This window comes from Pseudomonas sp. P4_B3 (assembly GCF_056402295.1).
The window spans coordinates 76,124-93,651 of record NZ_JBFUHR010000024.1; the positions used below are offsets into that span (position 1 = coordinate 76,124).

The 17,528-nt window shown below is 60.7% G+C and carries 12 protein-coding genes; 9 read left to right on the forward strand and 3 right to left on the reverse strand.

Annotated elements, in window-relative coordinates; genetic code table 11:
- The first annotated feature begins 118 nt into the window (after positions 1-118).
- Both purL and AC1DWG_RS25135 read left to right on the forward strand, forming a co-directional pair.
- The gene (gene purL, locus AC1DWG_RS25130) at positions 119-4,015 is read left to right on the forward strand and encodes a phosphoribosylformylglycinamidine synthase (RefSeq protein WP_477763306.1); all 3,897 of its coding nucleotides are present in this window, start codon (positions 119-121) and stop codon (positions 4,013-4,015) included.
- A 20-nt stretch (positions 4,016-4,035) separates the two neighbouring features.
- Positions 4,036-4,347 (forward strand): NGG1p interacting factor NIF3, encoded by a 312-nt coding sequence (locus tag AC1DWG_RS25135; RefSeq protein ID WP_477788473.1) that lies wholly within the window; start codon positions 4,036-4,038, stop codon positions 4,345-4,347.
- Between the two features lie 86 nt (positions 4,348-4,433).
- Here the strand turns inward: AC1DWG_RS25135 and AC1DWG_RS25140 are convergent, their stop codons facing one another.
- From AC1DWG_RS25140 to AC1DWG_RS25150, 3 genes are all read right to left on the reverse strand, one after another.
- A complete protein-coding gene (locus AC1DWG_RS25140) occupies positions 4,434-10,178 on the reverse strand; it encodes a membrane-targeted effector domain-containing toxin (protein WP_477788474.1) in 5,745 nt (1,914 codons plus the stop codon).
- 303 nt (positions 10,179-10,481) lie between these two features.
- Positions 10,482-10,985, reverse strand: a complete 504-nt coding sequence (locus AC1DWG_RS25145) for a L,D-transpeptidase family protein (protein WP_477753511.1) — start codon at positions 10,983-10,985, stop codon at positions 10,482-10,484.
- Between the two features lie 121 nt (positions 10,986-11,106).
- Positions 11,107-11,658, reverse strand: coding sequence for an NUDIX hydrolase (locus AC1DWG_RS25150; protein ID WP_477753510.1), 552 nt, complete (start codon positions 11,656-11,658; stop codon positions 11,107-11,109).
- Positions 11,659-11,805: 147 nt separating this feature from the next.
- On the opposite strand from AC1DWG_RS25150, the gene AC1DWG_RS25155 reads away from it, so the two are divergent.
- From AC1DWG_RS25155 to guaB, 7 genes are all read left to right on the forward strand, one after another.
- Positions 11,806-12,405 carry a CoA pyrophosphatase gene (locus AC1DWG_RS25155; RefSeq protein WP_477763309.1) on the forward strand — a complete coding sequence of 200 codons (600 nt, stop codon included), beginning with the start codon at positions 11,806-11,808 and terminating at the stop codon, positions 12,403-12,405.
- Positions 12,406-12,456: 51 nt separating this feature from the next.
- Entirely contained in the window at positions 12,457-12,981 is a 525-nt protein-coding gene (locus AC1DWG_RS25160; protein ID WP_218429474.1) for a gamma carbonic anhydrase family protein, read from the forward strand.
- Positions 12,978-13,193, forward strand: coding sequence for a DUF1289 domain-containing protein (locus AC1DWG_RS25165; protein ID WP_477763310.1), 216 nt, complete (start codon positions 12,978-12,980; stop codon positions 13,191-13,193). The genes AC1DWG_RS25160 and AC1DWG_RS25165 overlap by 4 nt, the downstream gene beginning before the upstream one ends.
- Positions 13,194-13,329: 136 nt before the next feature.
- A complete protein-coding gene (locus tag AC1DWG_RS25170; RefSeq protein WP_477763311.1) occupies positions 13,330-13,797 on the forward strand; it encodes a preQ0 transporter in 468 nt (155 codons plus the stop codon).
- Positions 13,798-13,874: 77 nt separating this feature from the next.
- Positions 13,875-15,056, forward strand: a complete 1,182-nt coding sequence (purT, locus tag AC1DWG_RS25175) for a formate-dependent phosphoribosylglycinamide formyltransferase (RefSeq protein ID WP_477788475.1) — start codon at positions 13,875-13,877, stop codon at positions 15,054-15,056.
- Positions 15,057-15,261: 205 nt separating this feature from the next.
- Positions 15,262-15,810 (forward strand): hypothetical protein, encoded by a 549-nt coding sequence (locus tag AC1DWG_RS25180; RefSeq protein ID WP_046040989.1) that lies wholly within the window; start codon positions 15,262-15,264, stop codon positions 15,808-15,810.
- A gap of 190 nt (positions 15,811-16,000) precedes the next feature.
- The gene (gene guaB / locus AC1DWG_RS25185; RefSeq protein WP_008053208.1) at positions 16,001-17,470 is read left to right on the forward strand and encodes an IMP dehydrogenase; all 1,470 of its coding nucleotides are present in this window, start codon (positions 16,001-16,003) and stop codon (positions 17,468-17,470) included.
- Positions 17,471-17,528: the final 58 nt, after the last annotated feature.

Sequence of the window (17,528 nt, forward strand, 5' to 3'; positions counted from 1 at the left end):
CAGAAACACAGATCGAGACCCGAGTGCAACCGTGCGTAGCGTTTCGGGTGCTGTCGCGGGCTGTTTAGGCTAGAATGCACGGCCTCAAAGCACACCCCTTCCCGAGGCTGTCCCGAAGATGTTGATCCTGCGCGGCGCTCCTGCCCTTTCTGCCTTTCGCCACAGCAAACTCCTTGAGCAACTGAGCCAGAAGGTTCCGGCTGTCAGTGGCCTGTATGCTGAATTCGCTCACTTCGCCGAAGTTACCGGCGTCCTGACCGGCGACGAACAGCAGGTGCTTGCGCGCCTTCTGAAGTACGGTCCAAGCGTTCCGGTACAAGAACCGACCGGTCGTCTGTTTCTGGTGCTGCCGCGTTTTGGCACCATCTCGCCATGGTCGAGCAAGGCCAGCGACATCGCTCGCAACTGTGGCCTGGCGAAAATCCAGCGCCTGGAGCGCGGCATCGCGTTCTATGTGGCCGGCCAGTTCAGCGACGCTGAAGCTCGGTTGATCGCCGACGGTCTGCACGACCGCATGACCCAGATCGTCCTGGGCAACCTCGAACAGGCCGCCGGTCTGTTCAGCCACGCCGAACCGAAACCCCTGACCGCCATCGACGTGCTGGGTGGCGGCCGCGCCGCGCTGGAAAAAGCCAACACCGAGCTGGGCCTGGCCCTGGCCGAAGACGAGATCGACTATCTGGTCAATGCCTTCGTCGGCTTGAAGCGCAACCCGCACGACATCGAACTGATGATGTTCGCCCAGGCGAACTCCGAGCACTGCCGTCACAAGATCTTCAACGCCAGTTGGGACATCGATGGCCAGAGCCAGGAAAAAAGCCTGTTCGGCATGATCAAGAACACCTACGTGATGCACAGCGAAGGTGTCCTGTCTGCTTATAAGGACAACGCTTCGGTGATCGTCGGCTCCGTGGCCGGTCGTTTCTTCCCGGACCCTGAGACCCGCCAGTACGGCGCGGTGCAGGAGCCGGTGCACATCCTGATGAAGGTTGAAACCCACAACCACCCGACCGCGATTGCCCCGTTCCCGGGCGCATCCACCGGTTCCGGCGGCGAGATCCGCGACGAAGGCGCGACCGGCCGTGGCGCCAAGCCAAAGGCTGGCCTGACCGGTTTCACCGTGTCCAACCTGCAGATCCCGGGCTTCGAACAGCCGTGGGAAGTGCCGTACGGCAAGCCTGAGCGCATCGTTACTGCGCTGGACATCATGATCGAAGGCCCGCTGGGCGGCGCTGCGTTCAACAACGAATTCGGTCGTCCGGCCCTGACCGGCTACTTCCGTACCTTCGAACAATCGATCACCACCCCGCACGGCGACGAAGTTCGTGGTTACCACAAGCCGATCATGCTGGCTGGCGGTATGGGCAACATCCGTGAAGAACACGTCAAGAAAGGCGAGATCCTGGTCGGCTCCAAGCTGATCGTGCTCGGCGGCCCGGCGATGCTGATCGGCCTGGGCGGCGGCGCGGCTTCCTCCATGGCCACCGGCACAAGCTCGGCAGACCTGGACTTCGCTTCGGTACAGCGCGAAAACCCGGAAATGGAACGTCGCTGCCAGGAAGTCATCGACCGTTGCTGGCAACTGGGCGACAAGAACCCGATCAGCTTCATCCACGACGTGGGTGCGGGCGGTCTGTCCAACGCCTTCCCGGAGCTGGTCAACGACGGTGACCGTGGTGGCCGTTTCGAACTGCGCAACATTCCAAACGACGAGCCGGGCATGGCCCCGCACGAAATCTGGTCCAACGAATCCCAGGAACGTTACGTCCTGGCCGTCGGCCCGGCTGACTTCGAGCGCTTCAAGGCGATCTGCGAACGTGAGCGTTGCCCGTTTGCCGTAGTCGGCGAAGCCACTGCCGAACCGCAGCTGACCGTCACCGACAGCCACTTCGGCAACAGCCCGGTGGACATGCCGCTGGAAGTGTTGCTGGGCAAAGCCCCGCGCATGCACCGTTCGGTGGTTCGTGAAAACGAACTGGGCGATGATTTCGATCCGTCGACCCTCGACATCGCCAACTGCGTCGAGCGCGTCCTGCATCACCCGGCCGTGGCGAGCAAGAGCTTCCTGATCACCATCGGCGACCGCACCATCACCGGCCTCGTGGCCCGTGACCAGATGGTCGGCCCGTGGCAGGTGCCGGTGGCCGACGTTGCCGTCACCGCCACCAGCTTCGACGTCTACACCGGTGAAGCCATGGCCATGGGCGAGCGTACTCCGCTGGCACTGCTGGACGCTCCGGCGTCGGGCCGCATGGCCATCGGCGAAACCCTGACCAACATCGCCGCTTCGCGCATCGGCAAGATCTCCGACATCAAGTTGTCGGCGAACTGGATGTCCGCTGCCGGTCACCCGGGTGAAGATGCACGCCTGTACGACACCGTGAAAGCGGTCGGCATGGAGCTGTGCCCTGAGCTGGGCATCACCATTCCGGTGGGCAAGGACTCGATGTCCATGGCCACGCGCTGGAACGATGAAGGCGTGGACAAGTCCGTGACTTCGCCGATGTCCCTGATCGTGACCGGTTTCGCGCCAGTGACTGACATCCGTCAGACCCTGACTCCGCAACTGCGCATGGACAAGGGCACCACCGACCTGATCCTGATCGACCTGGGTCGTGGCCAGAACCGCATGGGCGCCTCGATCCTCGCGCAGGTTCACGGCAAGCTCGGCAAGCAGGCTCCGGACGTCGATGACGCCGAAGACCTGAAAGCCTTCTTCGCCGTGATCCAGGGCCTCAACGCCGACGGCCACCTGCTGGCTTACCACGACCGTTCCGACGGTGGTCTGCTGACCAGCGTTGTCGAGATGGCGTTCGCCGGTCACTGCGGCCTGAGCCTGAACCTCGACGGTCTGGCAGAAACCTCCGCCGACATCGCCGCCATCCTGTTCAACGAAGAACTGGGCGCCGTGATCCAGGTTCGCCAGGACGCTACGCCGGACATCCTTGCGCAGTTCAGCGCTGCCGGCCTGGGTGACTGCGTGTCGGTGATCGGTCAGCCGATGAACAACGGCGAGATCAGCATCACCTTCAACGGCGAAACCGTGTTCGAAGGCCAGCGTCGTCTGCTGCAGCGTCAGTGGGCCGAGACCAGCTACCAGATCCAGCGTCTGCGCGACAACGCCGACTGCGCCGAGCAAGAGTTCGACGTGCTGCTGGAAGAAGACAACCCGGGCCTGAGCGTCAAGCTGAGCTACGACATCAACCAGGACATCGCCGCGCCTTACATCAAGAAAGGCATTCGCCCACAGGTTGCCGTACTGCGTGAGCAGGGCGTCAACGGTCAGGTGGAAATGGCGGCGGCGTTCGACCGCGCCGGTTTCAACGCGATCGACGTGCACATGAGCGACATTCTGGCCGGCCGTGTCGACCTGAACGAGTTCAAGGGCATGGTCGCTTGCGGTGGCTTCTCGTACGGCGACGTACTGGGTGCCGGTGAAGGCTGGGCGAAATCCGCGCTGTTCAACAGCCGTGCCCGCGATGCGTTCCAGGGCTTCTTCGAACGCAACGACAGCTTCACCCTCGGCGTGTGCAACGGTTGCCAGATGATGTCCAACCTGCACGAGCTGATCCCGGGCAGCGAGTTCTGGCCGCACTTCGTGCGCAACCGTTCCGAGCAGTTCGAAGCCCGTGTTGCCATGGTGCAGATCCAGGAGTCGAACTCGATCTTCCTGCAAGGCATGGCCGGTTCGCGTATGCCGATCGCCATCGCCCACGGCGAAGGTCATGCCGAGTTCGCCAGCGAAGAAGCACTGCTGGAAGCCGATCTGTCGGGTTGTGTGGCGATGCGTTTCGTCGACAACCACGGCAAGGTCACCGAAAGCTACCCGGCCAACCCGAACGGCTCGCCGCGCGGGATCACCGGCCTGACCAGCCGCGACGGTCGCGTGACCATCATGATGCCGCACCCGGAGCGTGTATTCCGTGCCGTGCAGAACTCGTGGCGTTCGGATGACTGGAACGAAGATGCACCGCTGATGCGCATGTTCCGTAATGCTCGCGTCTGGGTGAACTAAGAACGGGTGAACTAAGCGCCGTGTACAAGCTCAGCTTTTTTGTTCCAACCAGTCATGTCGAAGACGTGAAGAGCGCCGTATTCGCCGCCGGTGGCGGACGGATCGGTGCTTACGATCACTGCGCATGGCAGGTGTTGGGCCTGGGTCAGTTTCGTCCACTGGACGGCAGCCAGCCGTTCATTGGGCAAGCGGGGCAGGTCGAACAGGTCGAGGAATGGAAGGTCGAGTTGGTGGTGGCGGATGAGTTGATTCGCTCGGTGGTGGCGGCTTTGAAACAGAGTCATCCCTACGAGACGCCGGCTTATGAAGTATGGCGGTTGGAGGATTTCTGATCTTCCTGGCTGCTGAAATGAGAAACCCGCTGAAAGAGATTTCAGCGGGTTTTTTGTTGGACGTGATAATAGGTGACTGGCGCCGATTACGGCGCTGGCGTCAGGGGAACGTCTGCCTTGAGTGCTTCGATCAGCATGTTTTGGTACTCGAAGTGTCGTGTCGACATGTCCCAGCGGTCGATAAAGAACAATCCGTTATCGTCCACCTGAATCGGTGTGGAAACAATTTCACCGCTGCGGGAGCGGTGCAACAGGTTGGTCTCGACAGCCGAGGGGCGTTCGATCAGGAAGTGCCCCGCCTGGCGTAATCTTGACCTGTCGACAGGTGCAAAGGGCGCGGGAACTCGTTGCCGGGCGTTGCTGACTTCCAGTTTGAAGTCACTGCGTATCGCCCTCCAGCCAGGCCCCGTGAGATCGGTTTCCCAGTACCCGAGGTGAATGCCTCTGGACAGTGACGGCGCGCAATCCCTGACATGCAGGCTGACCGTGCCCAGGATTTCGGCCAGTCCCGATACGCCTTGGTAGTTATTGGTGTGGGCGCTGCCGATGAAGGCAATCCACTTATGGGGGCCGTGTGCCGTCTGGTCGGCCAGGATGACCCGGGAAGCGAAGTAGTTGAACATCTGGTTGCGGGCTTTTTCCGGATCAGGCAAGCCCTTGAGGTGATAGCTGGCGGTACAGTCCAGCGCCCTGATGCGGATGCCATATTTGTTGGCGGCCTGGATGACTTCCGAGTAGTTGTCAGAGCCATTGTAGAACGGCATATGTCCCCGATCCTGGGCTTTCAGGTAGGCCTTGAGGTTGTCGGGAAACCGCTGGGTTAGATGGAACACCTCCAGTTCAGCCTGGTGCAGGTCGGTGAGCAGGTGTTCGACGTAGAGCGTCTTGTAGCCCTGCTGCTTCATCTGCTTTATCAGAAATGCCTTGCTCGACTCTGCCGAGTGAGCCTCGCCAATCACCAACCCCGGCAGGCGGCTTTCGCTGATTTGTTTCAGGAACGACTCGGGCGTGGTGCTGGTGCTGATCGTTGGCAACGTTGGCCTGGCAGGCGGAACATAGTCGGCAAAGAAGCTCTTGGCATTGGTATTCAAGTTTCTGCGTAGCTTGATGAATTCAGAGAACGCTTCAGTTCGCGTTGGCTGGGACGGTGCGTAGCGAGAGTCCAGGCCGCGCGGTTGGTCGCTCATGCGGGCGATCTCATCTCTTAGCGACGGTGCAATATCGAAGTCGTTGAAATGGCCAGTGCTGACGACGGATGTAGAGGCAGCCGCCGAGATGGGTTCGGGTGTCTTGTACGGTGTTTGCAGGGTCATGTGGTAGTCACCTTTGGCGAGTGCATCACCTGGTATCTTGCCGGGGGTGTCTGACCAGATGCCCACCGATTGATTCAAGCCGACGTCTTCGATGCGCAGCGCAACCGCATTGGTCAAGTCAGCCAGGCCAGGTGTCCCGTTGTATGTGGTCATGCGCGAGCGATCGACCAGGGCGATCCAGCGTTCGTGCGGTGCATCGGCCATGTCGGCTTCAATGACTTTGTGCGAGTAGTAGTTTCTCAGGCTGTTGGGCTGGGGCGTGGTCGGCGAGCTATCGCCCATGAGCAGGACATCGTCCAGTCGATAGGAGGTCGAGGCGTCCAGCGCCTTGATTTGCACGCCTTTTTCCCTGGCCTTGCGTACGAGGGCCAAGTAAGAGTACTCGGCGTCTTTTGCGATGCCGAAGGACCGGTCTATGGCCTTCAAATGTTCTTTGATGTGCCGCCATGATTTCCCTTGGTTGAACTTTTCAAGCTTGAGCTTGAAAACATCCCCTGGCAGGAACTCCACATACAGGCGCTTGAAACCTTGCTTGACCAGGGCATCCATGTTGGTAATCAGTGCCTGCTTGCTGGCGATGGAGCCTGGCACGGCACCGATGACCAGGTTCCTGTTGCCGGCAAAGGCATCGTTGACGACCAGTCGGGCCAGCGGGGTGCTGGCATCTACGGCAGGCACGCTGGCGCGAGCGGGCAGCGTGTCGAGGTAGAGGAAGAAGTTGTCCGCGTCCTTGGTCAGGCGTTCGACCTGCTGCAGGTAAACCGTGCGTAACGAACGCAGTTCATTGGCGGCACTGCCCAGCACAGTGGCGACTAAACCTTGGTCAATATCGGCTGCCTGGCTGATCATGAGCGCCCGTATCTGCGGGTCCATGACCGGCTCAAGCCTGCTCCAGTACTTCTGTGGCATCCCATAGTCTTTTGACGGTCCGGGAGTTTCAGGCACTGTTTCATATTTCGGCGCGCCGCCGGAAACTCCGGTGCGGGTCCAGATGCCCTCGGCGTTCGGTGCGGCCAGGCGCGTGGTCGAGACCCATTTGCCGCTGACCGGGTCATGGCGATACAGCAAGTAGCGACCGATCACATCCGGGGTCTTCGGCGCCCAGAGCACCTCGCCGTTGAACAACACAGGCTGCATGCCTGCAGGTGCCGGGGGGGCGGTTTCCAGCTGGCTGATCAGCTTCATCGCCCGGCCTTGCTCGGTGCTGGCAACTGCCAGGCGCACGGATTTGCCGATGGGTTTGAACGAGTGCAGGACCGGACGCAGGTCGGTGAAGAGGGCGCCGGCGCTGTTGAACAGATACCCGGCGAAGTGCTCAAGGGCGGCCGAGGTGTCGCCCTGGTTGTACGCATGCAGGGCGAGCATGCCGTCCTTGAAGGCCAGTAGCAGGCCAACACTCAGACTCAGAACCGGGAAAGGCGCAGTGGCGATGGCGGCCACGAACTCCACGCACGTCCAGAGCATGCTGGTGATCATCTGAGTGCGGTTAGTGGTGGTGGCGGTCACTTCGTCGATCTTGCGTTGCAGCTTCATGTTGTACAGCAAACGGCGCAGGTCAAGCACCGGAGGCAGTGCCCGGGTCGAGTCGTAACGTGGGGGGCTGGGGGTGGTTTTATCCAGGTCCTCAGGCAGCCCTTGTTTGGCGGCCTCCAGAAATGCCTGGATCCGGCCCCGGGATTGAACATCGACACGCAGGGTGAGGTAGCGGATGAAGTCGGGGAGTTTTTTCAGCAGGTAATTGAACTGCCTGGCCTCGCGAAAGGTGATGCCGTCGGGGGCATGGGGCGTATAGAGCAGCACCGGGTTGTCAGCGTGGCTGAACAGGTAGGTGTCGATGACCCATTCGCCGTCGACCAGCAGGCGATGGATGGCGTAGTTGCCGCGAGTCTCCAGCGACGTGTCGCCCATACTGGCGATGCAGCGCTCAAGCCATTGCAGGTCAACTCCGGCGATGTGTCCTTGCAGGCGACACTCCAATGCGGCACTGAGCATCTGTCGTTGAGTAATAGCCAGCACCGCATTGCGCCTGAAAGTAAACGCCGGGCTGCCCGGGTCCAGCAACTCGGCCTTGACCTTGTCGACGTAGCGCTGGCCAATCCAGACGCCGGTGACCGAGCGCGCGACGGCTTCTGGATTGGCGTTCAGGGTGCTCAGGTCAACTCCTTGCGGGCCCCTGTACCTTGCCGAGCGGGAGAATTTTTCGTCGAGAAAACCGACGCCATCGGCGTAGCCATCACGGTAGAGCTGGGTATACGTCATGGGCGCCGGTGTCCGGGTGCCGAGTGCGGAGGGTGAATAGGCCCATACGGTGTCCGGGTCGACATCGTTCTGACGGCGACCCAGCAGTTGGTTCAAGCGCTCCCTGGCCTTTTCATGCAGGTAGGCATCGAAGCTTTGGACGCGGGCTTCGGACTGTGGATGGTCGTTGTAGATCTGCAAGCTGCCTTCTGCATCCCCGGCCAGGGTCGAGAGTCTTCGCCTGACATCAATGGTGGCTGAGCGATACCAACTCGGCGTATTGAATTCGTAGTTATCGATACGTGTGGCGAGTACATGATCAGCCATCGATTTCAGGCTCTGGCGATAGTTGCCAGCGTTGAACGTGATCTTGTTGTAATCCTGGGCGTGAAACTTCAGGCTCAGACCGCTCAAGAGGTGCTTCATCGAGTTGCGAAGGCGCAGTGGTACCTGGCGGATCAAGTAGTCGGTCATGGTGCCGGGTGGGGCCTTGAGGCCGTTGTCCAGGGTCCAGCCGAGGATGTGTTGCTGGCACGCAAGCTCGCTGTCGAACACCTGGAACTGGTGCTCTTGTGGTGCCTCGGGGGTGCAGAGCAGTACGCGGTTGATCGTCCCGTCAGTATCGCTCTGGCGCAACACCCAGAGGTCCTGAAGTTGCGCGCCGTGCAGCGATAGGACGCTGGCGCCCTGGGTGGCTGCGCTCAGTCGCGCATCGGTACCCTGGCGCAGGCGCTGGATCGCCTGGTAGTCGTCTTCGCGAATGTGGCCTTGCAGGAAGGCGGTGTAGGCCAGGGCGTTGATCCGCTGGTCGAGCATCTGCTCGATGGCGCTGCTGAACTCGGGCCGGGCGTGCAGTTCTCGTTGCACCTGTGCAAAGTCGAACCGAGGTTGCAGGGTCATCAACTGTTGCACGATCCACGCTGGGGTCAGGTCTTGGTACGCATCGGGCAAGGGCGCTCCGTTATACGTAAAGGTGGTCTTCGTCAGAAAGTCGCAGCCAGGCAGTTCGTCGCCGGTATGCAGGCCCCGCAAGGCCAGGTCGATCAGGTTGCGATTGTGTTCATAGTGGCCGACGCTGGGCACAAGCCGTTGGGTTTTGACCTGTAGGTGCTCCGGGTTCAGGTCGTGAATCTCCAGGTCATCGCTCAACCGCTCCAGCCATTGAAAACGGGCCAGGGCTTGGGGGTTCGCGGCGGGGCCCAACAGATCGAGCAGGTGTTGGCGTGCCTGGTTGTAACTGGCCAGATGTTCAGCCAGCGTGGCCCGGTGTGCCTCGCTGGCGCTGCGATACCAATCGGGTGCGCTGTAGCGCAGCAACCGTTCGAGCAGGCGTTGGGCGCGCAGTTCCAGACGGGCACCGAGGTCGGGCAGGGCGCTGCGGATCGCGCGGTCGAGGGCCGCGATCAATTGGGCAGGGTCGTGCTGCGGGTTGTCCACCAGGCTCAGGGCCCGGTCGATATCCTGGGTGCGCTTGGCGATCAGTGCACCGACGGTGTGTTCGAACAACGGCTGGTCGTCGATGGGTGATAGTTCCAGGGGCCAGATTCCGGCGGGGCTCAAGGCGTGGTAGCGCGTGGGCAACCTGTCGATGAACTCACTGCGCCCGCTGGCGTGCTCCATGTTTTGCCGCAAGTGGGTGTTGAGTTCGGCCAGGGTGTTGAACGATTCGATCCCTCGCGCAGGTGTGAACAGCAAGACTTGGCCGACGTCCTGCGCGCTCATCAGGTCGTTGACTACAACGCTGTTTTTTTCTGTGGCGACAAAGGCACCGGCCAGCTCGACCTGTTGCGCCTGGTAACTGAACTGCAAGGCGTACAGGCCTGGACGCAAGCTTGGGGGCAGCGCCACGCTTTCGAGCATCGTGCCTTCTTGTGGGTGCAGCAGGCGATCCTGGACGCCGAGCCTGGCCTCATGCTCCAGGGCGGTGAACCCGGCTTCGAAGGTCATGTAGGATTTGAGTGACCTGCCATCGATCTGCCCACGCAGGTCCATGTCCATCAGATGCGTGTTCAAGGTGCTCTTGAGAGTGGTGAGCAGAGTCTGGCCTTCCGAGGTTTTCAGGTCGTTGTTGGCTAATCCTTGATAGTGGGTTTTGGCCTTGCTCAGGAACTGTTCCCGGTAGCGCTTGAGGATGCCGTCCAGGCGTTCCAGGTAGCGTTGTTCGGCTGTGGGTTTATGGTCGGGCAGCAGTGGGGTTTGGGCGTTGAGCAGGTGATGGCCGATTTGGTTGAGGTAGCCTTTGATTTCTTCAAAAGACGGTGGGGGGGTGGGTGTGCTCATGGAAACGGTCTCAGTCGGTAGAAAGAGCCGGCAGCATGGCGAGGAAGAGGGAGGAGGTGGTGGTACATATGTATGCCACGATTTGGCGGGAGTATCGCGATACATGCTGGGAGCCTGCTCGCGATAACGGCCTGTCAATCACAGACTCGGGGTTGGTTTGAAGTGGTATTAGAGGTGGGGATTTTGAAGGCAAGGATCGCAGCCTGCGGCAGCTCCTACGGGATTGGTATCAACTCCGTAGGAGCTGCCGCAGGCTGCGATCTTTTTAATTTATTTTTTCGGGCGACCAACGGTCGTGGGGGATTACGGGCGGATTTCGATCATCGTGCCGTCGGGCACCAGGTTCCAGACTTCGCGCATGTCCATGTTGCGCATGGCGATGCAGCCGTCAGTCCAGTCCAGGGTGTGGAACAGGTCTTCCGGAGTGTCTTCGCTGTCCGGGGTGCCGTGGATCATGATCATGCCGCCGGGCTCGACGCCTTCACGACGGGCGCGGGCCGAGTCGCTGATGTTCGGGTAGGAAACGTGCATCGCCAGGTTGAAGCGGTCGCTGACCTTGCGCCAGTCGACCCAGTAGAAACCTTCCGGGGTGCGCTTGTCGCCTTCCATCAGCTTGGGCCCCTTGGGACGCTTGCCCAGGGAAATGCGATAGGTCTTGAGCGGCTTGCCGTCATTGATCAATTGCAATTGATGGGAAGACTTGAGAATCAGGATCTTCTCGATGACCTTGCCGTCCAGGGTTTCCACGGCAGAAGCCTGGGACACCGTGACAAACGACAAACAGAACAGGGCAAGCAACCAGCGCATTGAAACGATTCCCCAGGAGGTGTCGCGACTATTTATGTATAGAAGTTTTTGCAGGAGCTGCCGCAGGCTCGTGCCGCGTTCGGGCGATCTTTCGGTGCCTTTGTGTGATGCCGAGATGACATCAGATAATGGCAGGCTGAGCAAGTGGCGGGATCGATTCAGACCGAACGGGATAGACCTCGGTCCGCCGGTCAGCGAAGAAGCATTCTAAGGTACGACCCACCGTGCGGAAAGCCAGCTCATCCCATGGAATGTCCGCTTCGTCGAATAGTTGCACTTCCAGGCTCTCGGGGCCGGCAGAGAAGTCCAGGTCCGCCAGTTCGGCCCGGAAGAACACATGCACCTGGCTGATGTGTGGCACGTCGATCAGGGTATAGATGCTCAGGTTGCGCACCCGGGCGCAGGCTTCCTCGGCAGTTTCGCGAATGGCGGCCTGTTCGATGGTTTCGCCGTTCTCCATGAAACCGGCGGGCAGGGTCCAGTAGCCGCGACGTGGCTCGATGGCCCGTCGGCACAGCAACACCCGGGTGCCCCAGGTCGCCACGCAGCCGGCGACGATGTTGGGGTTCTGGTAGTGAATGGCCTGACAGCTGTCGCAGACAAAACGCAGGCGCGAATCGCCTTCGGGAATGCGCTGGGTCACCGGGTTACCGCACTGGCTGCAAAATTTCATGCTGGGGTTCCTGAATGCTGCGCCTATCTTGGCGTGCGGCAGTGTCTGTCGGCAAGTTGTCGTTTCGCGACATGGGGCTGCTGCGGGGGTTGGGCGACCGCAGCGATTGGTGCATGATGCCGGGTAGGGCACAGATCGAGAACACTCATGCTGGACGAGCTACTGCATCGGGTTAGTAACCACACACCACGCACACTGGAGACCGACCGTCGTTTTCCCGAGGCCGCGGTGCTGGTGCCCATCACCCGCAGTGACGAGCCTGAGCTGGTGTTGACCCTGCGTGCCAGCGGCCTGTCGACCCATGGCGGCGAAGTTGCCTTTCCCGGCGGGCGTCGTGACCCTGAAGACCCGGACCTGATTTTCACCGCCCTGCGTGAAGCCGAAGAAGAGATCGGCCTGCCGCCGGGGCTGGTCGAGGTGATCGGCCCGCTCAGCCCGCTGATCAGCCTGCATGGCATCCAGGTCACGCCCTATGTCGGGGTGATCCCGGATTTTGTCGAATACCGGGCCAACGATGCCGAGATTGCCGCGGTGTTCAGCGTGCCCCTGGAGTTCTTCCGCAAAGACCCTCGCGAACATACCCATCGCATCGATTATCAGGGCCACAGCTGGTACGTGCCGAGCTATCGCTATGGTGAATACAAGATCTGGGGGCTGACGGCGATCATGATCGTCGAGTTGATCAACCTGCTGTATGACGCCAAAATCAGCCTGCATCAGCCTCCCAATAGCTTTATCAATACCTGAAGTCATCGTTCGAATGGCCAAAAAGCCCGCCTGAGCCTTGAGGAAACACAGATGAAATACCGCCTGGGCGACGCCCGCGTCGAAACCCATCCACAGAGCTGGGTCGCACCCAATGCCGTGCTGGTGGGCAAGGTCAAGCTGGAAGAGGGCGCCAACGTCTGGTTCAACGCCGTATTGCGTGGCGACAACGAGTTGATCCTGATCGGCAAGAACAGCAACGTCCAGGACGGCACCGTGATGCACACCGACATGGGCTACCCGCTGACCATCGGCACTGGCGTGACCATCGGCCATAACGCCATGCTCCACGGCTGCACCGTCGGCGACTACAGCCTGATCGGGATCAACGCGGTGATTCTCAATGGCGCGAAGATCGGCAAGAACTGCATCATCGGCGCCAACTCGCTGATCGGCGAAGGCAAGGAGATCCCCGATGGGTCGCTGGTCATGGGCTCACCGGGCAAGGTGGTGCGCGAACTGACCGAGCCGCAAATCAGGATGCTGGAGGCCAGCGCTGCTCACTACGTGCACAACTCGCAGCGTTATGCCCGCGATCTGGCCGAGCAGGAACAATGACCGCCACCGAACGCCCGGTGGCATCGCCCTGCGTGAGCATTTGTGCGCTGGACGACGATGATATCTGCACCGGTTGCCAACGCACGGTGGAGGAGATTACCCGCTGGAGCCGCATGGACAACGACGAGCGGCGCAAGGTGCTGGGGTTGTGTCATGAGCGGGCCAAGGCCAGCGGGCTTGTCTGGATGATCGGCAAGACACCTGGTCGATAATTGAAGATCAAAGGATCGCAGCCTGCGGCAGCTCCTACAGGGGATCGCATTCCAATGTAGGAGCTGCCGCAGGCTGCGATCTTTTGATTTTGCGTTTGGCTGAAGTAACCTGTGCGCCAATCTGACAGGTGCCCCCATGCTCTTCCTGATCGCCTACATCAGCAGCGTCGTGCTGATCAACTATGCCTTTTCCACCGCACCGGACCTGGACATCATCTGGTCGGCCTGGGGCGGGCTGGTGTTTGTGTTGCGCGACATGGTGCAAGCCCGTTTCGGGCATGGCGCCCTCGTGGCGATGCTGGCGGCACTGGTGTTGTCCTATGTCACCTCTGATCCGTCCATCGCTCTGGCCAGCGCCACGGCCTTCGCGGTTTCCGAGTGCATCGACTGGCTGGTGTTCAGCATCACCAAACGTGCGCTGCATGATCGCCTGTGGATAAGTTCGGCCCTGAGTATTCCCCTCGATACCTTTATCTTTTTCGGCATGATCGATGCCCTGACGCCGGGGGTGATCCTCACCGCCCTGGGTTCGAAGTTCGCCGGGGTCACCGCCGTGTGGCTGATCATGGCCTGGCGCCTGCGCAAACAGGCTGTCGTCAGCTGAAGTTCATGTAAAATGCCGCGCTTTCTCCCCATGGGAAGCGCGCTTCCCTCGATGATCCGCTCCTTGAGGACTTTCAGATGACCCGTATCGGAACTCCATTGTCGCCCACCGCGACCCGCGTATTGATGTGTGGCTGTGGCGAGTTGGGCAAGGAAGTGGTGATCGAGCTGCAACGCCTGGGCGTTGAAGTGATTGCCGTGGACCGCTACGCCAATGCGCCGGCCATGCAGGTGGCGCACCGCAGCCACGTGATCAACATGCTCGATGGTGCTGCCTTGCGCGCCGTGATCGAAGCCGAGAAGCCGCACTTCATCGTGCCGGAAATCGAAGCCATCGCCACCGCTACCCTGGTGGAACTGGAGGCCGAAGGTTTCAACGTGATCCCGACTGCCCGCGCCGCGCAATTGACCATGAACCGCGAAGGCATCCGTCGCCTGGCCGCTGAAGAACTGGACCTGCCAACCTCGCCGTACCATTTTGCCGACACCTTCGAGGACTACAGCAAAGCCGTCGATGACCTCGGTTTCCCATGTGTGGTCAAGCCGGTCATGAGTTCCTCGGGCAAGGGCCAGAGCCTGTTGCGCAGCGTCGATGACGTGCAGAAAGCCTGGGACTACGCCCAGGAAGGTGGCCGTGCCGGTAAAGGTCGGGTGATCATCGAAGGCTTCATCGATTTCGACTACGAAATCACCCTGCTGACCGTGCGCCACGTCGGCGGCACCACCTTCTGCGCGCCGGTCGGCCACCGTCAGGAGAAGGGCGACTATCAGGAGTCCTGGCAGCCGCAAGCCATGAGCCCGATTGCCCTGGCTGAATCCGAACGTGTCGCCAAAGCCGTGACCGAAGCCCTGGGTGGCCGTGGTCTGTTCGGTGTCGAGCTGTTCATAAAAGGTGATCAGGTGTGGTTCAGCGAAGTCTCGCCGCGCCCGCACGACACCGGCCTGGTCACCCTGATCTCCCAGGACCTGTCGCAGTTCGCCCTGCACGCTCGGGCCATTCTCGGTCTGCCGATTCCGTTGATCCGTCAGTTCGGGCCTTCGGCCTCGGCGGTGATCCTGGTGGAAGGGCAGTCGACGCAGACCGCTTTCGCCAACCTGGGCGCTGCCCTGAGCGAACCGGATACCGCGCTGCGCCTGTTCGGCAAGCCTGAAGTCAACGGTCAACGCCGCATGGGCGTGGCCCTGGCCCGCGACGAATCGATCGAAACCGCCCGCGCCAAGGCGACCCGTGCTTCGCAGGCGGTTGTCGTAGAACTGTAAAAAACTCTCCGGCGGGCTATACCTTCTATGGGCTCGCCGCAATTCACTGTAGGAGCGAGCCTGCTCGCGAAAGCGAATTCATAGTCGACATTGATGTTGACAGGCTTTGCGCTATCGCGAGCAGGCTCGCTCCTACAGGGGTTGTTGATCGACCGGCATCAGATTTACCCGCAAGACCCTTCATTAAAGCTCCAGGCCTGTACCCATGAACTCCCAAAGCATCATCGTCCCGAAAATCTCCACCCTGCCGGTCCACGAACCCCGGGCCCGGGCCGTCGTGCGCTGGCTGGTGCGCAAGAACATCATCGAGGAGGAGCTGACCACTTGCGGCCGCACCGGCAATCGCATGGCCCACGCCATCGCCGACGGTGCCCGCGCAGTGGTCCTGCACCCCGAAGCCCTGCCGTTCGGCGAGCCGATCAATGGCCTGGAGATCATCACCAAGCGCTGCATCTATACGCCAGCCAAGGGTTTCCTTGAAGAAGCGGGCTGCGCCGAGTGCCGCAAGGAAGTCGGTGAAGCCCTGTTCGAAAGCCTGGAAGACTGGATGCCGGGGCGCACCGACAACTTCACCTGCCCCGAATGCGGGCATGAAGACGACATCAACGGCTTCCTGTTCCTGCAGGAATGCGGCTTCTCCAACCTCGGTTTCATCTTCAATAACTGGGCCGAAGCCGGGTTCAAGCAGAGCTTTATCGATGAATTCGCCGATTGGCTCGATCAGCCGGTCAGCTGGGTGAAAGTCGAACTTTGAACACTGCATCCCCTGTAGGAGCTGCCGCAGGCTGCGATCATTTGTTGATTTTTTGTTAAAAACAAGATCTACAGGGGCGATATGTTCCGTATATCTATAAGGTCGATAATAGATAGAGTTTTACATTGAACCCGAGGGGGTGTCTGACTATAATGGCGCGCTTCCATTTTCCCGCTCGGGAGCCCCCGCGATGCTGCGTATCAGCCAAGAAGCTCTGACATTCGACGACATTCTCCTAGTACCCGGTTATTCCGAGGTGCTTCCTAACGAAGTCAGTCTCAAGACCCGCCTTACCCGTGGCATCGAGCTGAATATTCCACTGGTTTCCGCTGCCATGGACACCGTCACTGAAGCCCGTCTGGCAATCGCCATGGCTCAGGAAGGTGGTATCGGTATCATCCACAAGAACATGACCATCGAGCAGCAAGCTGCCGAAGTCCGCAAGGTCAAGCGTTACGAAGCCGGTGTGGTCAAGGACCCGATCACCATCGTCGCCGACGCCACCGTGCGCGAGTTGTTCGAACTGACCCGCATGCACAACATCTCCGGCGTTCCGGTGCTGCACAATGGCGACCTGGTCGGCATTGTCACCTCCCGTGACGTGCGTTTCGAGAACCGTCTGGAAGCCACTGTCCGTGAAGTGATGACGCCTAAAGAGCGTCTGGTCACGGTCAAGGAAGGCGCCGACAAGAACGATGTGCGTGAACTGCTGCACAAGCACCGCATCGAGCGCGTGCTGATCGTCGACGACAAGTTCGCCCTCAAGGGCATGATGACCGTCAACGACATCGAAAAAGCCAAGGCTTACCCGCTGGCCAGCAAGGACGATCAAGGTCGTCTGCGTGTTGGCGCAGCAGTCGGCACCGGTAAAGACACCGGTGACCGCGTTGCCGCGCTGGTCGCTGCTGGCGTTGACGTGGTGGTAGTCGACACCGCTCACGGTCACTCCAAGGGCGTGATCGACCGCGTTCGCTGGGTCAAGCAGAATTTCCCTGAAGTGCAGGTCATCGGCGGCAACATCGCCACCGGCGCTGCCGCCAAGGCCCTGGCCGAAGCTGGCGCTGACGCAGTCAAGGTCGGTATCGGCCCTGGCTCGATCTGCACCACGCGTATCGTCGCCGGTGTCGGCGTGCCGCAAATCAGTGCCATCGCCAACGTTGCTGCTGCCCTTGAAGGCACTGGCGTACCGTTGATCGCCGACGGCGGCATCCGTTTCTCCGGTGACCTGTCCAAGGCCATCGTAGCCGGTGCTTCCTGCGTGATGATGGGCTCGATGTTCGCCGGTACCGAAGAAGCGCCGGGCGAGATCGAACTGTTCCAGGGTCGCTCGTACAAGGCTTACCGCGGCATGGGTTCGCTGGGCGCCATGTCCCAGGCCCAGGGTTCCTCCGACCGCTACTTCCAGGACTCCTCGGCAGGCGCCGAGAAGCTGGTTCCGGAAGGTATCGAAGGGCGTGTTCCGTACAAGGGCACCCTGAGCGCCATCATCCATCAGCTGATGGGCGGCCTGCGTTCATCGATGGGCTACACCGGTAGCGCCGACATCGAAGAGATGCGCACCAAGCCTGAGTTCGTGCGGATCACCGGCGCCGGCATGGCCGAATCCCACGTTCACGACGTGCAGATCACCAAGGAAGCGCCAAACTACCGCGTAGGTTGAGCCTTCAAGCAACAAGCTAAGCAACCGGGGCTGTTTTATTCAGCCCCGAGTTGTTTCT

Bases quoted from the DNA above. Each gene is read 5' to 3' on its own strand.
- purL (WP_477763306.1), top strand. From the start codon at position 119: ATGTTGATCCTGCGCGGCGCTCCTGCCCTTTCTGCCTTTCGCCACAGC.
- AC1DWG_RS25140 (WP_477788474.1), bottom strand. From the start codon at position 10,178: ATGAGCACACCCACCCCCCCACCGTCTTTTGAAGAAATCAAAGGCTAC.
- AC1DWG_RS25145 (WP_477753511.1), bottom strand. From the start codon at position 10,985: ATGCGCTGGTTGCTTGCCCTGTTCTGTTTGTCGTTTGTCACGGTGTCC.
- AC1DWG_RS25150 (WP_477753510.1), bottom strand. From the start codon at position 11,658: ATGAAATTTTGCAGCCAGTGCGGTAACCCGGTGACCCAGCGCATTCCC.
- AC1DWG_RS25155 (WP_477763309.1), top strand. From the start codon at position 11,806: ATGCTGGACGAGCTACTGCATCGGGTTAGTAACCACACACCACGCACA.
- AC1DWG_RS25160 (WP_218429474.1), top strand. From the start codon at position 12,457: ATGAAATACCGCCTGGGCGACGCCCGCGTCGAAACCCATCCACAGAGC.
- AC1DWG_RS25165 (WP_477763310.1), top strand. From the start codon at position 12,978: ATGACCGCCACCGAACGCCCGGTGGCATCGCCCTGCGTGAGCATTTGT.
- AC1DWG_RS25170 (WP_477763311.1), top strand. From the start codon at position 13,330: ATGCTCTTCCTGATCGCCTACATCAGCAGCGTCGTGCTGATCAACTAT.
- purT (WP_477788475.1), top strand. From the start codon at position 13,875: ATGACCCGTATCGGAACTCCATTGTCGCCCACCGCGACCCGCGTATTG.
- AC1DWG_RS25180 (WP_046040989.1), top strand. From the start codon at position 15,262: ATGAACTCCCAAAGCATCATCGTCCCGAAAATCTCCACCCTGCCGGTC.
- guaB (WP_008053208.1), top strand. From the start codon at position 16,001: ATGCTGCGTATCAGCCAAGAAGCTCTGACATTCGACGACATTCTCCTA.